Origin of the sequence: Leptospira gomenensis (assembly GCF_004770155.1) — a bacterium.
GTDB classification, from domain to species: Bacteria; Spirochaetota; Leptospiria; order Leptospirales; family Leptospiraceae; genus Leptospira; species Leptospira gomenensis.
Genome location: NZ_RQFA01000028.1, coordinates 88,090 through 105,865, shown reverse-complemented (window position 1 = coordinate 105,865; position 17,776 = coordinate 88,090). Strand labels below are relative to the sequence as shown.

17 protein-coding genes and 1 tRNA gene are annotated in these 17,776 nt (G+C 47.3%); 10 read left to right on the top strand and 8 right to left on the bottom strand.

The features are described from left to right. The first annotated feature begins 6 nt into the window (after positions 1–6). From EHQ17_RS06250 to EHQ17_RS06240, 3 genes are all read left to right on the top strand, one after another. Positions 7–1,374 carry a cbb3-type cytochrome c oxidase subunit I gene (locus EHQ17_RS06250; protein ID WP_135592510.1) on the top strand — a complete coding sequence of 456 codons (1,368 nt, stop codon included), beginning with the start codon at positions 7–9 and terminating at the stop codon, positions 1,372–1,374. Further along, positions 1,371–2,192: a CbbQ/NirQ/NorQ/GpvN family protein gene (locus EHQ17_RS06245; protein ID WP_135592508.1), complete on the top strand. Its 822-nt coding sequence runs from the start codon at positions 1,371–1,373 to the stop codon at positions 2,190–2,192. Before EHQ17_RS06250 ends, EHQ17_RS06245 begins: the two co-directional genes overlap by 4 nt. Positions 2,193–2,286: 94 nt before the next feature. Further along, positions 2,287–3,969, top strand: coding sequence for a nitric oxide reductase activation protein NorD (locus tag EHQ17_RS06240; RefSeq protein ID WP_246057428.1), 1,683 nt, complete (start codon positions 2,287–2,289; stop codon positions 3,967–3,969). Between the two features lie 62 nt (positions 3,970–4,031). Here the strand turns inward: EHQ17_RS06240 and EHQ17_RS06235 are convergent, their stop codons facing one another. The 8 genes from EHQ17_RS06235 to EHQ17_RS06200 all read right to left on the bottom strand — a co-directional run bounded on the left by EHQ17_RS06235 (position 4,032) and on the right by EHQ17_RS06200 (position 9,862). Then, a complete protein-coding gene (locus tag EHQ17_RS06235) occupies positions 4,032–4,514 on the bottom strand; it encodes an LIC11966 family lipoprotein (protein ID WP_135592504.1) in 483 nt (160 codons plus the stop codon). 260 nt (positions 4,515–4,774) lie between these two features. Beyond that, a tRNA-Ile gene (locus EHQ17_RS06230) sits at positions 4,775–4,848 on the bottom strand. Positions 4,849–4,904: 56 nt separating this feature from the next. Then, positions 4,905–5,522, bottom strand: coding sequence for an acyltransferase (locus EHQ17_RS06225; RefSeq protein ID WP_135592502.1), 618 nt, complete (start codon positions 5,520–5,522; stop codon positions 4,905–4,907). After that, on the bottom strand, positions 5,506–5,973 hold the full coding sequence (locus EHQ17_RS06220; protein WP_246057434.1) for an LIC_11959 family protein: 468 nt from the start codon (positions 5,971–5,973) through the stop codon (positions 5,506–5,508). Before EHQ17_RS06220 ends, EHQ17_RS06225 begins: the two co-directional genes overlap by 17 nt. Before the next feature lie 35 nt (positions 5,974–6,008). Continuing rightward, positions 6,009–7,310: a HEAT repeat domain-containing protein gene (locus tag EHQ17_RS06215; RefSeq protein ID WP_135592498.1), complete on the bottom strand. Its 1,302-nt coding sequence runs from the start codon at positions 7,308–7,310 to the stop codon at positions 6,009–6,011. Beyond that, the gene (locus EHQ17_RS06210; protein ID WP_135592496.1) at positions 7,246–7,734 is read right to left on the bottom strand and encodes a response regulator; all 489 of its coding nucleotides are present in this window, start codon (positions 7,732–7,734) and stop codon (positions 7,246–7,248) included. Before EHQ17_RS06210 ends, EHQ17_RS06215 begins: the two co-directional genes overlap by 65 nt. A gap of 109 nt (positions 7,735–7,843) precedes the next feature. Then, positions 7,844–9,127 (bottom strand): 6-hydroxymethylpterin diphosphokinase MptE-like protein, encoded by a 1,284-nt coding sequence (locus tag EHQ17_RS06205; RefSeq protein WP_167881239.1) that lies wholly within the window; start codon positions 9,125–9,127, stop codon positions 7,844–7,846. A gap of 165 nt (positions 9,128–9,292) precedes the next feature. After that, a complete protein-coding gene (locus tag EHQ17_RS06200; protein WP_135592300.1) occupies positions 9,293–9,862 on the bottom strand; it encodes a DNA primase in 570 nt (189 codons plus the stop codon). 239 nt (positions 9,863–10,101) lie between these two features. On the opposite strand from EHQ17_RS06200, the gene EHQ17_RS06195 reads away from it, so the two are divergent. From EHQ17_RS06195 to EHQ17_RS06165, 7 genes are all read left to right on the top strand, one after another. Beyond that, positions 10,102–10,680 (top strand): TlpA family protein disulfide reductase, encoded by a 579-nt coding sequence (locus EHQ17_RS06195; protein ID WP_246057426.1) that lies wholly within the window; start codon positions 10,102–10,104, stop codon positions 10,678–10,680. Further along, on the top strand, positions 10,677–11,417 hold the full coding sequence (locus EHQ17_RS06190) for a type 1 glutamine amidotransferase (protein ID WP_135590809.1): 741 nt from the start codon (positions 10,677–10,679) through the stop codon (positions 11,415–11,417). The genes EHQ17_RS06195 and EHQ17_RS06190 overlap by 4 nt, the downstream gene beginning before the upstream one ends. A gap of 114 nt (positions 11,418–11,531) precedes the next feature. After that, positions 11,532–14,252, top strand: a complete 2,721-nt coding sequence (secA, locus tag EHQ17_RS06185; protein WP_135590810.1) for a preprotein translocase subunit SecA — start codon at positions 11,532–11,534, stop codon at positions 14,250–14,252. 41 nt (positions 14,253–14,293) lie between these two features. Further along, positions 14,294–14,725 (top strand): hypothetical protein, encoded by a 432-nt coding sequence (locus EHQ17_RS06180; RefSeq protein ID WP_135590824.1) that lies wholly within the window; start codon positions 14,294–14,296, stop codon positions 14,723–14,725. Positions 14,726–14,820: 95 nt separating this feature from the next. Next, on the top strand, positions 14,821–15,186 hold the full coding sequence (locus tag EHQ17_RS06175; protein ID WP_135590825.1) for a hypothetical protein: 366 nt from the start codon (positions 14,821–14,823) through the stop codon (positions 15,184–15,186). 139 nt (positions 15,187–15,325) lie between these two features. Next, positions 15,326–16,744 carry a TolC family protein gene (locus tag EHQ17_RS06170; protein WP_135736158.1) on the top strand — a complete coding sequence of 473 codons (1,419 nt, stop codon included), beginning with the start codon at positions 15,326–15,328 and terminating at the stop codon, positions 16,742–16,744. A 1-nt stretch (position 16,745) separates the two neighbouring features. Beyond that, positions 16,746–17,744 (top strand): efflux RND transporter periplasmic adaptor subunit, encoded by a 999-nt coding sequence (locus EHQ17_RS06165; RefSeq protein WP_135590812.1) that lies wholly within the window; start codon positions 16,746–16,748, stop codon positions 17,742–17,744. Positions 17,745–17,776: the final 32 nt, after the last annotated feature.

Below are 17,776 nucleotides of genomic sequence, written 5' to 3'. Positions count from 1 at the left end.
GCGATCATGAAATATAAATCTCAGAAAATAGCCTACTGGTTTTTTGCAACTTGTATGTTACTATTAACTTTACAATTAGTTTACGGATTTCTAATGGCTTTTGCGCGGATGGGTTTCGACGGATTACACGAATGGATTCCGTTTAACACGGCGAGGGCGACTCACACCAATCTTCTGGTAGTTTGGCTTCTCACCGGTTTTATGGGGGCCGCGCATTATATCATTCCGGAAGAATCGGGTAGGGAGCTCTATTCCGAAAAGTTGGCTTACGCCCAACTCGTGTCGCTTATCATCGTGGGAGTGGTTTCCATCATCGGATTTCATTTTAATATCTGGGAAGGAAGAAAGTTTTTGGAAATACCGAGACCTCTCGATTATCTCGTGGTGATAAACGTTCTCACGTTTCTTTTCAACATAGGGATGACCGTTTGGAAAGGGACTAAAAGTTCCACAACGGGTCTTGTGTTGTATTTCGGTTTGTTTTCCGCGGCTCTTTTGTATCTACCGGGAATGATTCAGTTTAACAGTCAGACCGTGGATTCCTACTTTCGCTGGTGGGTCGTTCATCTTTGGGTGGAAGGGGTTTGGGAACTCATCATGGGAGGTATTCTTTCTTTTCTTCTGATAAAATTGACGGGAGTGGATCGTGAAGTGATCGAAAAATGGCTCTACGTGATCGTAGGTTTGACGTTTCTTTCCGGGATCTTAGGGACAGGACATCACTACTATTTTATCGGCGTTCCAGAATACTGGAAATGGATCGGAGGTTTTTTTTCCATGCTCGAACCGCTTGCGTTTTTGGCGATGGCGATGTTTGCGATTTCCATGTATCGTAAAAGCGGTCGAAATCATCCGAACGCGATTTCCCTCTATTGGACCATCGGAAGTGCGATCCTATCCTGCGTTGGAGCTGGGTTTTTAGGATTCGCGCATACTCTACCGCAAGTGAACCTATACACCCACGGAACTCTGATTACGGCGATGCACGGACACCTCGCGTTCTGGGGAGCTTACGCGATGATCGTGCTTGCGATCGTGACTTACGCGATGCCTTTGTTGACGGGCAGAAAACTCTGGAATAACCCGACGGGTCTTTATGCGTTCTGGGCGTCTAACATCGGTATGTTGGGAATGACGGGTGCTTTCGCAGTCGCGGGGATCGCTCAGGTTTATTTGGAAAGAAAATTCGGATTGGACTTTCTGGTGGTTCAAAAAGAGATTCAAGTCCACTTCCTGGGACTCACGTTAGCCGCAACCTTGTTCACCTCGGGTATCATCGCCTTTATCGTCAATTTTATCCGGTTCGGTCAACCGACGGACGAGGCGTTGAATGCGGAGGACGTTTCGGGGGATATCGTTCTTAAGTTGAAATGAAAAATTCTCCGAATAACGAAGACACGATTCAGCTTTTCGAAGCGGTTGAATTGCCCTTTTACAAAGAAACGGGACACGAGGTTGTCACATTCGAACACGCTCATAAAAACAAACTTCCGCTTTTGATCAAAGGGCCCACTGGTTCGGGAAAGTCTCGATTCGTGGAATACATGGCTGCGAGAATGAAACTTCCCTTGCTGATCGTGTCTTGTCATGAAGAGACTTCCGCGGTGGATCTTTTGGGTCGTTATCTCATCCAGGGAACCGAGACGGTCTGGCAAGACGGTCCTCTGACAAGAAGTATAAGAATGGGAGCGATTCTCTACGTCGATGAAATCGCCGAGGCAAGACCGGATACGATCGTCGCGATTCATCCTCTTACGGATTATAGAAGGGAAATTTATCTGGATCGCAGAAACGAATCGATCAAAGCTCCGGATTCTTTTATGCTCGTCGCCTCCTACAATCCGGGATACCAAAAAGGTTGGAAGGAATTGAAACCTTCCACAAGACAAAGGTTCGTCTCTTTACAATTCGATTATCCGAAGTCCGACGTCGAAGAGACGATCGTAAAAGGCGAGACCGGAATTTCATCGGAGCTCGCGGGCAAACTGGTAAGACTGGGGCAGAAGATTAGAAATCTAACCGAATTGGGTCTTACGGAAACCTGTTCCACACGTTTGCTCGTGGACGCTGGGAAGATGATCGCAAGCGGACTTCCCGCCCGTTTGTCCTGCGAAGTCGCGATCGTACAACCTTTGTCGGACGACCGTGATATCGTAAATGGACTCAAAGATTTGGTCTCTTTGTTGATGTGATTTCCGGGTGGGCTGGGAAGAATTTACATTCAAACATCTTTATGGATTCGTACTACGATGGATCGGAGAAAAAGACGATCCGACCGAGAATCGAGTGACGCTTTCCGAAATAAAAGACCGGCTTTCGGTTCTGGCAAAGGCTATCACAGGCGAGAATATAGAAATTCTTACCGCGGAAGAAGTGGGCGGTTATCAGAAGAATCTATTTTTTCTTCCGAACGAATATTCCCACGGTTCTAACAAAATTAATAATTTAGAATTTTATATTTTCAGAATATTATATCTTAGTGTTCAGAAGAGTCTCGATTTAAACTGGAAGGAAGGAGTTGACGAAGGAAAATACGAATCTCTGAAAAAAGCGAGGGAAAACCATTCTTCGGTTTTGGAAACTGTCCGGAGAGTTTATCCGGAATCTTGGGACACCGTTTCTTCCGTGATCGAAACGGAAATCGAATTCCAAAAAAGGAATATTCCGAATTCTAAAATCGAACCAGACCTTAGCTATTTACACGGATCGTGGATGTCCGCGTCGTCGAATACGAAAGAACGGAAAGACAAGGCTTCTTGGGAAACCGGGTCGAAACGTAAGGATCGGATCGAAACCGAGATCGAAGGAATCGCAAGGGAAAAGATCGAATCCGTCGAAATCGATAAAAAGTCGCAGGCGGATTATACCCTTCAACATCATTTTGAAAAGGTGGATACGGTGGAGGAGTTCAACGGAAATTGGAGGGACTTTGACGGAACCGACGAACTTTCGGAACAAAAGGACGCGCTGGAAGAATTGGATTTGAGGCATACGGTCCGATCCGATGATCCGACACATTCCATCTTTCGTACGGATTTTATAATCGGTTCGATACTTCCCGAAATTCGGGATTCGAAGCCGAATCGAAATTCGATTCCCTACGACGAATGGGACGTTTTTAAGAAACGATATAAAAGGGGGCATTGTAGGGTTTTTCCGGGAGAACTCGGCGAAGAAGATCCGGTTTTTTGCTCTAAAGCGCTTTCGGAAAACAATTCGGTTTTAAACGTACTACGATCCCGTTTTAATCGATTCGTAAATGAACGCACCGCAGTCAAACGCCAGTTAGACGGTGAAGATTTGGATTTAGATTCGATCGTCGATTATTTTACGGATCTTCTCTCCGCTCGGAGTCCTTCGGAAAGAATTTATATTTCAAGAAGAAAGACGTTACGCGAAACATCCATTCTTGTTCTGACGGACACGAGTCTTTCTACGGATTCATTCGTCGAAAATCGGAGAATTTTAGACGTCGAAAAGATTTCCCTACTTCTGTTCGGTCAACTCTGTTCGGAGTTCGGGGACCGATTTCAGATCGATTCTTTTTCCTCCAGAACTAGGAATCACTGCGATTACTCCTCGATCAAAAAGTTCGACGACTCTTGGTCGAAGGCGAAAAATAGGATCGGAGCCGTCCAATCGAGCGGTTATACGAGAATCGGCCCTGCGATCCGTCATGCTCTGGCGCAAATCAAAAGGGAAACGAGTAGAAAACGTTGGATTCTTCTTTTGTCTGACGGAAAACCGAACGACTACGACCGGTACGAAGGTCGTTACGGAATGGAGGACGTAAAACGCGCGATCCGGGAATGTGAAAACGACAAAGTCGGTTTTTACGCGCTCGCGATCGATAAACAAGCGAAACAATTTCTTCCCGCGATGTTGGGACAAGGCTCGTATCGGATTCTTCCGAATCCTTCGTATTTACCGGACGCGCTGACGGATTTTTATATGAAACTTTTACGATAGTAGTTTCCGAAACGACGTAGCGTCGCCGTTTCGGAAGGGTAAGTTGACCGTTTACGGGGAGATCACTGCGTTGTGTGTTCCTTGGCGAACGCATCGGATGCGGTGTTGAGAAGGTTGGCGGCTTTCTCGAAGTTCTGATTGATTTGGTCGAGGAGCCGATCCGCCTCGGTCACGTTCGCCTTATCGCCTAACGAACGTAATTCGATGAGACGTTTGTAGTCCTGTGTCGCGACGTTGCGATAGATTTCGAGTCCTTGGATTCCGGCGTTTTTAAAAGCGGCATCCCCTTTGAAATCGCCGATAGACTTTAAAGTTTCCACGGATTGGTTCAATTTCGTTTCCCAGGCTTTTCTAAGATTTTCCGCACCGGAATAATCTTCCTTTTCCATAGCGGCGTTTAGGGCATCCATATCCGCGATCGATCCGTTGAGGACGTCCATAATCTTGTTGTTGTATTCGATCGGATCCTGTTTGCATCCGATTCCTAAACTGTAAATGCAACAGATAGTCGCAATCCATACGATGGGTAAGTTTCGTTTTTTCATGAGCACACGGTTCGACCGGCGTTTATGAAAATGCAACGAAAAAGAGAAATCCTAAGTTTCGAACTTATAATCCTATTCGTCATTTTGTAAATTTAAGACTCATCGGTTTTGACTACAAAGAAGAGAACGATCGTACGGAGGAGTTTCTTGGTTGGAATCCGAAAGTAAAATCGATCGGGGGAAAATTTACGGAACGGTTTTGAACCATCGTATCGAGGAGAATGGATTTGTCGATTCAGCCTGTGAATCGTGTACTCGCATGGGCCCAGAAGGACTTGAACCTTCGACCCGCAGATTATGAGTCTGCCGCTCTAACCAACTGAGCTATAGGCCCGGAGTGGTTCCAGTTTTTTGACGAAGTCTTGTTCTTCAAGTGAATTTCTTCGAATGTCAGAAAGAATTCGAGGAGGAAGTGGTTCGTAAAAACGAGGAAGGGTTTGCGAAAAATTCAGAAACGAGCGCGTTTTCGGAATCGAAACAGAGATAGATCGAAACGATTTTACCTCCTCGCCGGAATAAATAATAACGGATCGTAAGCGGATTTCCTGAAACGGTTTCTTTTTTTTCCCCTCCGATCGTTTCCCATCCTGCGACGTCGAAGGCGGGTAAGTCCTTGGAATCGGGAAACAGTTCCCGAAAGAATTTTTTTAAGGATTGGTCCGGGACGTTTTGGTTTTCCCATTCCCGGAGAATCAACATCCACGCTCTTCCCTGCGTAGGGACCGCCCTCCAATGTCCTCCGTTTCCCAGAGAACGAATTTCGGCTTTTTGCGGGAAGCGGATCCTTCCGAGATAAAACGGAAACGTGTCGTCTTTCGCTACGATTTGCAGATCGGGATCCAACGGATCGCTTGCGTTTAGATTTCGAAAGTCCGGGACAAAAATGGTCAACGAAACGAAAAGAAAAAAGGAAGTCGAACGGAAGGGACGTCGCAAGATTTCGGATACGCGTTCCGATTTTTTTTTCCTCGAAAAATCGAATTCTAATTTTCTAATATAGGATTTCATCCAAGGCCAATTCCTTGAATTCTTCGAGTTCGTAAACCGGTATGGAATTTTTTTCCCTCTTGTCTTTGAGGGATGTTTCGGAAGCCTTTTTGTAGGAAGGAACGACTGAATTCGAAAAAAGGAATATTCCCTCCCATTTGCCTCGGATTTCGTAAGCGGCTCCTTCGGCTAGTTTTTTGACCTGTTTGAGCCGTGAACGATCGAATTTGTTGATTCGATATTTATAATATACGTTTTCTCCGTTCCAGTCGTAAAAGACGGCGTAGTTGCCTTTCAGTTCCTGAAAAAAAAGTTTCCAGGTCGCGGGAAAATCGGGCGAATTATCGTTTAAGGATTCCTTAATATCGGAAATCCTCGGTTCCGAAAAGGAAATGGAACCGCGATACGTAGCCGCAGCCCTGTTTACTTCCTGAGACGGGATTTCCGAGGACCAAACCGAAACGAGCAACAAAAGATACGCTCGTCCTCGGTTCGAAAATCTGGATTTCAAATCCCGTCCTCCAGTTCTTCCGATTCCGGTTTGGATCCGGGAGAAGGGGATTCTCCAGAAGGGTTTCCCGAATTCGGAGAAGAGGTTCCGGGTAACGGAGAAGGATCACCCGTTCGGTTGGGACGGTCTTTGGATCCCGGTTTGAATTTGGGAAGTTCGTTTTCCTTAGAATCCGTATCCGAGGAAGTTTCCCCTTTTTTTAATTTTTCGATCGCGGTTTTGGCGGCCTTTTTCACCTTTTCGCTCGGATCCCTCTGCGCTTTGTATTCTAAAATTTCCAAAACGGCGGGATCTCCGGTGTCCGTCAGATGTTTGATTGCACGAAGTCGAACGACTGGATCGTCGTCTCTCGCATACGCATACAATTCTTCTAATATTTCCTTGTCACCCATGGAAACCAGGGCGGTAATCGAATGGATCTTTAGGGGTTGAAAGTCTTTGATCTCGTTTTTGCTTTTGATGTTGCGGATCTTTTCCAGTTCCTCTTTGATAACGGGCATGGAGGAGACGGATTTCATCTTTCCCAATGCGCTGACGGAAAAACTTCGGAGAGTGATCGGTTCCTTTACGTCTTTGTAAATTTCCACAAGAACGGATTCCGCTTTTTTATCCTTCGCCTTTCCGAAAAACAGGGCGATCTGCGCGCGGATTTCGGGATCGTTAAACCCTTCGTTCAGTCTTGCGAGTAAAAAAGAAGAGGTTTCTTCCCGGGGAGGGAATTCGCCTAACGCGTCCAAAAGTCCCACGGTGAGATTGGAGTTTTTGGTGAAGTCCTGGGTCTTTAGGATTTCGAATAGGATCGGACTTGCCGATTCCAATTTCAACTTTTTGGAAGCGTAGATACATTCCCTTTGAACGTCCGGTTGTTCGCTTTTGAGTAGTTTTACGATCGAGTCTCCGAACTGGGTCAACTTGAGAGCGGACACGGTACGGACCGCGTAAACCCTCATCGACCAGTCGGGATCCTTATCCAGGATTTTTCCCAGTTGCTCGATGAGAACTCCCGCCTGTTCCGGAGGAAAATCCTCGAGTTCGCGCAGGGCCATGGCCCGTTCCTTCGTCGTTCCGAATTTCAGGACTTGGAGAAGGATTTCCTTTTTCTTTTGGATCTGTTCTTCCGAAAGTTTTACGGGTTTGGAGACGGGTGCTCCGAGCAAGACCGAAACCGCTTCGAAAAAAAGGAGGACCGTCGTTACGAGAGCGATTGTGTTTTTGAAAACGGACCGGATCGTTTTAGGATTCGTGTTGGAGTTTTTGATTTTGTTCTTCCAATTCTTGGATTTTTCTATTGAGTTCATTGATTAAGTGCTGGTTCTCTAAATTTTGGCGGAATTTTTCGATCAAAAATCGGATGTCTTGGGTAAGTTCTTCGATGTTCCAGGGTTTTTCCACATAACGGCTTAAGCCTCCGTAGTTGATCGCATGAATCGCGGAGTCGAGTCCCGCTTGCCCGGTCAACATGATCTTGATCGAGTCCGGAAGACGTTTGTGAACCTCTTCCAAAAACTGGGAACCCTTCATACCCGGCATCACCTGATCCGCGATGATCACCTCGATCACAAAACCGGAACGTTGGATTTCCTCCATCAGCGCCAGTCCTTCTTCCGCGCTGCTGGCGGTTTCGATCTCGTGGCTGAGTCCGAATTCGTTCCGAAGTTGCTGCTGGATGGTTTCCAATACCGATACTTCATCATCGACACAAATGATATAACCTTTATTCATAATCGCGTTTCCCTAAACCGTCCGAAGGAGAATTGCGTCGGTTTCCTTGGAAATGTCAAGAGGTTATATCGGTTTTGTCCCGAATAACTCGTCCGACGGAACGAATTCTTTATCGAACGAAGGTTCGTATACGGGAAGTTATGTACTCTCTCAGATCCAATTCCGGATGTGCGACGCAAAATCGGATCCACTCCTGTTTGCGGATCGATCGAGGAGATGAGAAACGAATTCCCAGGTTCATCGGTTTCGTTTTTGTTTCCTTCCAATCCGACGCCCGATCGACAAACGCTCCCTCGAGATCGAAACGTTCCGGGGCTTCCCGTTGTAAGATCTCTAAAATCGAATTTCGTTTCTCCCACCTTTCTTTTTTTTGAAATCTGGTTTGAAAGAGAGTCGTTTTTCGGGAAAGAAATATCCGATCGAACGTTTCGTAACCGCTCGCTCTGCAATGCGTTTTCCCTCCGATACGTCGGAAGTCCACTCCTCGGAAGATCGTTCTTCCGTAGTGAAATCGTTTGGCGAAGGACAACGCGATACCCGCCATATTCAAGGACGGATTTTCCAAAATCGGCGCCTGCGGGAAGAAGAGGGACGCCGCCGTTTGATCCAAGGGGTGTGTGGAAAAATAAATCCACTTCGGATTGGGAAGATCGAAAAGATACGCCGCTCCTCCCAACCAGGTTAGAATCGGAACCGTTTCGGGTAAAAGTTTTCGAACGTGAAATAACGTGCCTCGGGAAGAATCGATACTGAGCACACAATCCGGTACGATCCCGGAGGAAAGCAGCCAACCCAAGGAAGTGTCCGACGCTAGGAGATGGAATCGATTTCGGTTGTTTGTTATCCAAGGAGTTTCTGTTTCCAGAGAAGGGGCGGCGCCCGTAAACAAGAGAGTCTGATCGGAAAAAAAGTCTGGTTCGGCGCCAGTGATGATCCCGTCGTTCGGACGGGATTCGGCGCCGCCCTTGTCCGCGTTGTCGTTGTTAGGCGATTCTCCAAGGCGTTCCAAATTTCGGAAAACGTTGCGGATCCATGTTTTTTGGAAGTAGGTTTGTGCGGCGCGATTCTGGGAAGACGAAGATTTGAGAGAATCCAAGAACGTTAGACTCAGATCGGAAAACTTTCTCGTATATACCGGATGTAAAAAGGGTAGGACGCGGGATGAATCCTTCGGAATCCAATCCGTTACGGGGCGGGTCAGGAATTGATCCGATCCGAAGACGAGTGTGATCTCGTGGCCTTTTTTCGAGTAATTGTGCAACATTCGTTCGAGGATGGGATGCGAAAGGGGCTTGAGATCGGAGAGGGGTTCGATCAAAAGAAGACGGATCGGAGAGGTCGCTTTTTGAAGATAAGACGCGATATGATATCCTAAACCGAGTCCGAAGATCAAAACTATTTCTTGCTGCGAGTTTGGGAGAGGGATTTGTTCCGCGATTCTTTCTCCTTCGGAGGAAGGATCGAATCTGGAATGAAAAAGGAAACCCGAGCGGGTTTCCTCTATGTTTAACGTTCCGTTGGGATTGGATACGAGACGGTAGATAGTAGTTAGACCTTTTTAGTCCTCTTCCTCTTCGGAATCTTCTTCCTCTTCTTCGTCCTCATCCTCGTCGAGGTCGTCATCTTCGTCTTCCTCATCGTCGTCATCATCCTCATCCTCGTCGTCATCATCGGAATCGAGTCCGTCTTCGTCCTCGTCTCCGTCCAGGATCGGCCGAGGAGCTTCTTCCGGAATAAAATCCTCTTCGGTGTCTTCTTCCGCGATCGGGGCCTGCGGCGATTCGAACAATCCGTTGAATTTAGAGTAGGACGCGTTGCTGATATTGGCTTCTTGATCGAGTTTGATTCTTTCCTCGCGGGAAAAGTATTGATACTGCACTTCTTCGCTGGAAAGCGCATACATCGCTTGAACGGCTAATTTTCTGGCTTTGATCTTTTTGGGGAGTTCTAATCGCTCGATGCGGTCCAGGGTTTGGAATCCGGCTACCGCTCTTTCATACTTATTGCGTTTTGCTAATTCGATTAGAGTGACGATGTCAAATTCAGAATTTTGGTTCATTCGGATTCCCTGGGTAGATTGGAAAGGAGCTTCAAAATACCAGGAAATCGGAGGAAAGCAAGTTGTCAATCCGTTCTCTGCTTACTTTGGTGGAAAACCTTTTTTGGCCTTTCTAAAAAAAATCTGTGGCTGGATCTTGGTTTGTGAGAGTTCCCACACGGGGCTGTATCTTGGTTTGTGAGAGTTCCCACACGGGGAGATTAATCCTTGAATTTACAGTAGGAAGACCGTTCCTTGGTATTTGTTTGCGGATCGAACATCGGTTTCGGTCCAAGTTTCCTCCTTTTGACAGGAATACCGTATCACTGATGAATCGAATTCTCCGTTTGCTTTTTTTAACCTTTTGTTTCGGGGTTTGCGCGCCCTCGGAACAGCCGAATTTGGGCGTTCAAGATTTTCAAGGAATCTCTTTGGAAGACGGAAAACTGGTCCGTCTTTCCGAATCCACAAGTCCTCGTTTGATCCTCAACGTCTACGGCCCCAATTGTGTGCCTTGTATCAAGGAAATTCCTGCCTTAAATTATTTGAATGCGGAAATCCAAAAGGATCCTAAAATTCAATTTTATATGGTCGTGGATCCTTCTCTTTTTTTCGACGATCCGGATTCCTTATCGGAAGAAGAACTTCTGAAACGGGCGATTCCCTTGGTCAAAGAAGAAATCCGAAATTACAAAATTCAAGTTCCCGTCTTATTGATGAAACGACCGTTCAAAGTCAGTAGAACCGATTCGATCGTAACGGGAACTCCGGAAACGCTTTTGTTCAAAACCAAACCGTTGGTTCTGTATTATAATTTTATCGGACCGATCAGCGAAGAAACCGATCCTTCCAAATTCGCCACAGATCAAAAGATTTTATTCTTCAAACGAATGGCCGGTTCTTCATGAGAAGTCTGATCGTCCGTTTTAAGGATTGTGAAGGACCGGGAATACTACTCGACCTTCTCAAGGAAAGAAATTATAGAATCACCTATCACAACGCATACGACCCGCGTATTCGACCGATTCCCGACGCGCACCTAATTTTCGATCTGATCGTACTTTTGGGTGGTCCGCAGTCAGTGACGGATCCTTCTCTTACGGAATTTTTCGAGCCTTGGTTCAACTTGGTGCGTTATGCGTCCTTGACTCCGAACCGAAGGCTATTGGGGATTTGTCTCGGTTCACAAATTATTTCCAAAGCGCTCGGCGGAAAAGTGACCCTTGGGGAACGAGGGCCGGAAGTCGGGTTTTCCGACGTGGAAATCGTAGAGTCGCATTCCGTGTTGGAGGGTCTTTCCTCTTTCCCGGCGTTCCACCTTCACGAGGACGTATTTACGATACCCGAGGGAGGAATCCGACTTTTGAAAAGCGATCTTTATCCCAACCAGATGTTCTCCGTAGGAAATCGTATCTTCGGAGTTCAATGTCATCTCGAGGTGACGGAAGCGATGTTTTCTGTTTGGAAGACGGTTCACGCGGAATTTATGCGCAACTCGGGTTGGGTTCCAGGACCCGAAACGGAATCTCTCAGGTCTCAAATGGAAATCGCCGGACGAAAAATTTTCGGAGCCATCCTGGATCTTCCGTTTTCCCAGTTTCGAAACTCGGTTTCGGAACGAACCGGCTCCGCGGCTGCGGGTTAAACGAAAAAAACGGAACGATTCCCGGTCCTTCTCCGAGTAAAAAATCGATACTACGGACGAGGATCGGATCGATAAAACAGAAATGATTCAAACGAAAGTAAACGGAAAATTAATATGATTCAAAGTATTCTTCGAGTGATTCTCGGAAGTAAATTCGAACGTGATCTCAAAAAACTCATCCCGGTGGTCGCACAGATCAATGCGTTAGAGGACAGAATGAAATCCTTGAACGATTCCGATCTTTCCTCTCAGACGAACCGTTTTCGGGAACGTATCGCACGCGGAGAATCCTTGGATTCGCTTCTTCCGGAAGCGTTCGCGACGGTCCGGGAAGTTTCCCTTCGAACGATGGGAATGCGTCACTTCGACGTACAGATGATGGGCGGGATCGCGCTCCACGGAGGAAACATCGCGGAGATGAAAACGGGCGAGGGGAAAACGCTGACCTCCACGCTCGCGGTGTATCTCAACGCTCTCGCCGGAAAAGGAGTCCACGTGGTCACGGTCAACGACTACCTCGCCAAACGGGACGCGAATTGGATGAAACCGATCTACGATTTTCTGGGCATTTCCGTCGGAGTAATCCAACACGACATGGATCACGAGCAGAGAAAGGTCGCTTATTCCGCGGATATCACGTACGGAACGAACAACGAATTCGGTTTTGATTATCTTCGGGACAATATGGTTTCGCATAAGGATCATAAGGTGCAACGTTCCCATTTTTTTGCCATCGTGGACGAGGTCGATTCGATTCTCATCGACGAGGCGAGAACTCCTCTGATCATCTCCGGATCCTCCGACGAAACCACGGACAAATACGTTCGTATCAACAAGATCATTCCCAAACTCGTGGAAGGAGAAGACTTCGAAACCGATGAAAAGGCGCGTAACGTGCTTCTTTCGGAAAAAGGGGTTTCTCACGTGGAGGAGATTTTAGGGATCGAAAACCTCTACGCGCCGGAAAACGTGGATCTGGTCCACCACGTCCATCAGGCTCTCAAGGCGCATCGTATTTTTCAAAAAGACGTGGACTACGTCGTTCAAGGCGGAGAGGTGATCATCGTGGACGAGTTCACGGGACGTCTGATGGCGGGGCGCCGTTATTCGGACGGACTTCACCAGGCCCTTGAAGCCAAAGAAGGGGTTACGATCGCCAAGGAATCCCAAACCCTCGCATCGATTACATTCCAGAATTATTTCAGGATGTACGACAAGTTGGCCGGTATGACCGGAACCGCCGACACCGAAGCGGAGGAATTCAAAAAGATTTATAACCTCGACGTGATCGTGATTCCGCCTAACGTGGGAGTGCAGAGAAAGGACGCTCCCGACCGGGTCTACCGCACCGAAAAGGAAAAGTTCGACGCCATCCTGACCGAAATCCGCGATCTTCAATCCAAAAAACAACCGGTTCTCGTAGGAACGATTTCGATCGAAAAGTCGGAAGTACTTTCGAGAATGTTGTCCTCCGCTGGAATTCAGCACAACGTATTAAACGCCAAATTCCACGAGCGGGAGGCGGAAATCGTCGCCAACGCCGGAAAACCGGGTGCGGTAACGATCGCGACCAACATGGCCGGTCGTGGAACCGATATCGTTCTCGGTGGAGCGCAACTGTATAAGGAAAATCTCGAATCCTGGAAGGATGAGGACGAACTCGTACGTCAATTCAAGGAAACGATTTTAAAACAGAATCTCGATGTCGCGGAAAGTATCGTTTCCAAGTTGGATTCGGCCGCAAAACAAAAACGGGCGTCCGAAATTCTTCAGTCCGTTCGGATTTGGAAAAAAAACCACGAGGAAGTTTTGGCGGCCGGAGGTCTTCATATTCTCGGAACGGAGCGCCACGAAGCGAGAAGGATCGATAACCAGCTACGGGGTCGTTCGGGTCGTCAGGGAGATCCAGGTTCCAGCCGTTTTTATCTTTCTCTTCAAGACGATTTGATGCGCATCTTCGGTTCGGATCGTATTTCCGGTCTGATGAAATGGGCCAACATGCCCGAAGGTCAAGAGATCGAAAGTAAGATGGTGAGTAACGCGATCGCCCGCGCACAGAAACGGGTCGAAGGTCATAACTTCGACATCCGAAAACATCTCCTCGAATACGACGACGTGATGAACCGTCAGAGAATCGTGATCTACAAAATGAGAAACGACGTTCTGGAAAACGAGGATATCTCTCCTCTGATCTACGACTTTATCGAAGAAGCCGTGGAAACCCAGGTCGTCGCCTTTTGCGAAGGAAACAATCCTTCCGCTTGGAATTTGGATTCCCTCCGCGAATGGTTGGAAGGTTTGGATCTGGACGTTACCGTCGTGTTGGACGATTTCAAAAAGACCAAAAATCCGCAACTCGCCCTTTTTGAAACGATCAACGAAGCCGCGAAAAAAAGATATCTGGATCGGGGAGAACGTGTCGGCAAGGATATCTGGAAACTTTTGGAAAGAAATATTTTCCTGGATATTTTGGATCATCGTTGGAAGGAACACCTCTATTCGATGGATCATCTCCGCGAAGGGATCTGGACCGTCGGTTACAGCGAACGCAATCCTCTCGTGGAATACAAACTTCAGGGATTTAGAATGTTCGACACCGCGATCGAAAATCTCAAAAACGAAGTGGTCAACTTTCTCTTCCGAGTGGAAGTGACCGAGAACTCGAAACTTCCCGAGGAAAAAAAGGAATATAAAAAAGTGGGACAGGAGATCACCGGAGGATTCGAACAACTCCAAGGCGGAAGTTCGGCCCGTTCCAACGGAGCCTCGGTTTCGATCACCACGAGCGCGGGTGGTGGAAGCGAACGAAAAACGAGTCGGAGAAGGAAACGTTGACATCGAAAACGTTCGCACTTTGTGTTTCGGTTGGGACGTTTTTGTCCTGTCTGAGCACTCCTCCCGCAAAAGGATCCGCAAAACAAATTTATGCGGATTGTATGGAAACGTTTGCGGATAAGGAAAAGTGCGAACAACTCGTTCTCAAACAATTGTTGGGTTCGGGTCAATCTTCGGAAGGTTCCGGAACAGGAACCGCGGAAACTTCCGCGGAGCCGCTCCTCGATCCGGAAATCGAAAAAAATCTCCGTCTTCGTTCGGAAATCAAGGATACGTTGCAGGGACAAAACCGTCTGTATGTGAAGCAGTTTTTAGGAAACCCGGACGATATCCAATACAGAACCAACAACCTAGAAGCCTTTATTTATACGAGGCCGGTCAGTAGATTCAAGCCGGGAGCCAAACCCGATCGTGAGATCCGTGTTTTGTTTCGTCACGGGAACGTCATTCGCGTCGAGCACGTCGCTCCGTAATCCGACCCAACACATTCTACAAGATTGCCCTTTTTTTAAGCAGCTTCATTAAAAAAACATTGTAATTGCAACTACGGATTCGAATCGTGGATGGAATGCAGATCCGATGGATTCACAGACTGCTCCTCCTGAGTTTGAGCGCGGTGATCATACTTCCCTCCGAAGAAGACGGGGCGTTTGATCTTGCGTTTTTGGATCTCGGCAAAAAGGAAATCCATCATCTTGCGAAACGGATTCTAAAAAAAGAAAACAAGTCCGAATTCCAAACACAATTAGAAGATCAAAACTTCGGGATCTTTTTACGAAGTCGTTACGATTTTTTGGATCTTGTGTTTTCCGGAATCTTTCAGTTTTCGAAACATGAAATCCATTTTTATACCCGGAAGTTCTTCGCTTCCACGGTCCAGTATTCCTATCTACTTTCCTCCTTACTCCTCAACCTTCCTCCTCCGATCGTATAAGTTTTTTTGAATTCCATTCCATGATTCAAGATTCCGGCGGAGCCGAGTGCGTTCGTTCGTACTTTTTCCGATCGGAATTCTAAAACGAAACCGACTTCGGAGACAAGACGTACTACTCGAACATTCAACCGGAACCACTATGAGAAAGATCCTTACCTTATTCATTCTACTTTCGTTCTATCCGATTCTTCCGGAAGAGATCCAACTTCCGGAAAAAAGTCCGGATTCGGCGGAAACACGGAACGAGTTTGATCCTCGGTCCAATCCGATTTCCCCGGAGTTAGGATCCGCGTCCTCCCCCGATAAGGAAAGGATTTTGGATCTCAAATCCGCGGAGGAAAAACTCTGGAGAAACAACCTTCTGCTTCTGGCTTCGCGGTTCAATATCGACGCGCGTAAGGCGGGAATCGAACAGGCGGGGCTTTACGCGAATCCGAACATCTTCATCGACCAGAGTATTTTCGCCGAACCCACGCAGAGATATTTCGATTTTACCCGATCCGGACAAACCGTCGTACAAATCCAACAGCTCTTTTTGCTCGGAGGTAAAATCGGGAAACGGGTCCGCGTCGCCGAATTGAACGCGCGTATGGGGGAACAGGAATTTTACGACCTCGCGCGTGAGCTGACGAGCAAACTGAGAAAACTTTTTTACGGGATCCACTACTACAGACAGGCGATCACGTTCTACGATCAAAGTTTGGAAGCACTGGGAAGGACCGTTTCCTCGGCGGAGATGGGTTACAAGCGAAGGGCGATCCTCCAAGCCGAGGTTCTCCGTTTGAAGGCGTTGTATTTTTTCCTCAAAAAAGAAAGAGAAGAACTGAATATTAAGATTTTGGAACGGGAAGCGGATCTCCGCGTTTTGTTAAACGACGACTCGTTTAGAAGCGCCGACGTCAAGATCGTTCCGGTGATCCACGGGGACGGACTCGAGACTCTGGAACCGGGCAAACTGAAACGAGAGGATCTTTTAGAATTGGCACGTAACAAACGTCCCGATCTAAAAAAGGCGATCCAGGCGCTTCGTTACGAAGAGGCGAATTTGGAACTGCAACACGCGAATGCCATCCCCGATTTGGCCTTCGGTCCGATGTACAACCGGGGAGGAACCGCGTTCCAAAACTATTGGGGGATCACTGCGCAGTTGAATATTCCGATTTTCGATAGAAATCAGGGAAACATTCGAGCTTCGGAAAAAGCAATTCTTTCCAAAAAGCAGGAATTGAAAAACACCCTTTTGGAAGTGGAGAACGAGGTCGCCGTATCCATCGAAACCGCGAAGATCAAGGACGAACTTTACAAAAAGTTCAGAAACACATATACTCGGGAATATACGGATCTCTCCAAAGACATGATTCTCAGTTACGAAAAACGTTATATTACGATTTTGGAATTTGCGGATTTCTTCGAGACCTATCGTTCCAGCGTCGTGGAAATGCTGAAATTACAGACCGATCGTATGGACGCCATCGAAGGCGTGAACTTCGCCGTTGGCCAAGGGGTTTTGATTCCGAAACTCGGCGCTCAACCCGCGGAAGAAAAGAAAGGAGAATGATATGAAGCTGATCTTTAGCAGACGCACTATTTTAATCGCGGGATCCGCGGTGATCATCGCCATCGTATCCCTGGCAATCTGGGGTTTATCGAGACGTTCCAAACCGACGATTCTCCCTCCGACCAAGGCGATCGTTCACGACAAAGGAGAATGGATCGAATTTAAGGAAAACAGTCCCGGTTTAGAGATCGTTAAATCCTCCGAAATCGGCAAAGAAGGGGAATTCGTGGAAGTGGAGGCGCCGGCTCGTTTGATAGCTTCCGCTTCTCCTTCCATGACCGGCGGTGAAAAAATCATCCTGTTCGAATCCGCGGATTTGAACGATCTCTATGTTGGTTATATTCATTCCAAAAACAGCCTGAATCGTTCCCGTAAAAATTTAGAAAGGATCCGAGACATGTTCAAACACAGGGTCGCGACGGAAAAGGATCTGATCGAAGCCGAAACGGAAGCGGAAAACGACGCGGCCGAATTGGCGGAATTCGAAGGAAAATTACGAGCGGTCGGTCTCAATCCGGCGGAGCTACGGACCGCAGGTCCGATGAGCGCTTGGATCATCTGCGACGTTCCGGAATCACAATTACAAAGTCTGAAAAAGGGAAAGAAGGTGAAGCTCAAATTCTCCAGTTTTCCCGAAAAACCTTGGACCGGAACCGCGGAAGCCTTGGGGGACAACGTGGACCCGACTACTCGGACCGTTAAGGTCAGGATTCTTATCAAAAACGAAGGTTATGTTTTGAAACCTGGTATGTTCGCGACCGTACGTTTTCCGGAGGACCGAAACGGAGAAACCGTCGTCATTCCGTTCACTTCGATCATTACCGTAGAAGGAAAAAACTACGTTTTCGTCGAAGAAGCCCCCCGCGAATTTTATAAACGGGAAGTAATTTTAGGAACCTCCGGAGAAGAACGAGTAACGGTTCTGGAGGGATTGAGCAAAGGGGATCGTGTCGTCGTGGAAGGTACGATTCTCCTGAAAGGTTTGAGTTTCGGTTTTTAAGATGAATTTTTTAAAATATCAGTTAATTTTAA

Bases quoted from the DNA above. Each gene is read 5' to 3' on its own strand.
- EHQ17_RS06215 (WP_135592498.1), bottom strand. From the start codon at position 7,310: ATGAACTCAATAGAAAAATCCAAGAATTGGAAGAACAAAATCAAAAAC.
- EHQ17_RS06165 (WP_135590812.1), top strand. From the start codon at position 16,746: ATGAAGCTGATCTTTAGCAGACGCACTATTTTAATCGCGGGATCCGCG.
- EHQ17_RS06170 (WP_135736158.1), top strand. From the start codon at position 15,326: ATGAGAAAGATCCTTACCTTATTCATTCTACTTTCGTTCTATCCGATT.
- EHQ17_RS06195 (WP_246057426.1), top strand. From the start codon at position 10,102: ATGAATCGAATTCTCCGTTTGCTTTTTTTAACCTTTTGTTTCGGGGTT.
- EHQ17_RS06245 (WP_135592508.1), top strand. From the start codon at position 1,371: ATGAAAAATTCTCCGAATAACGAAGACACGATTCAGCTTTTCGAAGCG.
- EHQ17_RS06210 (WP_135592496.1), bottom strand. From the start codon at position 7,734: ATGAATAAAGGTTATATCATTTGTGTCGATGATGAAGTATCGGTATTG.
- EHQ17_RS06250 (WP_135592510.1), top strand. From the start codon at position 7: ATGAAATATAAATCTCAGAAAATAGCCTACTGGTTTTTTGCAACTTGT.
- EHQ17_RS06225 (WP_135592502.1), bottom strand. From the start codon at position 5,522: ATGAAATCCTATATTAGAAAATTAGAATTCGATTTTTCGAGGAAAAAA.
- EHQ17_RS06175 (WP_135590825.1), top strand. From the start codon at position 14,821: ATGCAGATCCGATGGATTCACAGACTGCTCCTCCTGAGTTTGAGCGCG.
- secA (WP_135590810.1), top strand. From the start codon at position 11,532: ATGATTCAAAGTATTCTTCGAGTGATTCTCGGAAGTAAATTCGAACGT.
- EHQ17_RS06190 (WP_135590809.1), top strand. From the start codon at position 10,677: ATGAGAAGTCTGATCGTCCGTTTTAAGGATTGTGAAGGACCGGGAATA.
- EHQ17_RS06235 (WP_135592504.1), bottom strand. From the start codon at position 4,514: ATGAAAAAACGAAACTTACCCATCGTATGGATTGCGACTATCTGTTGC.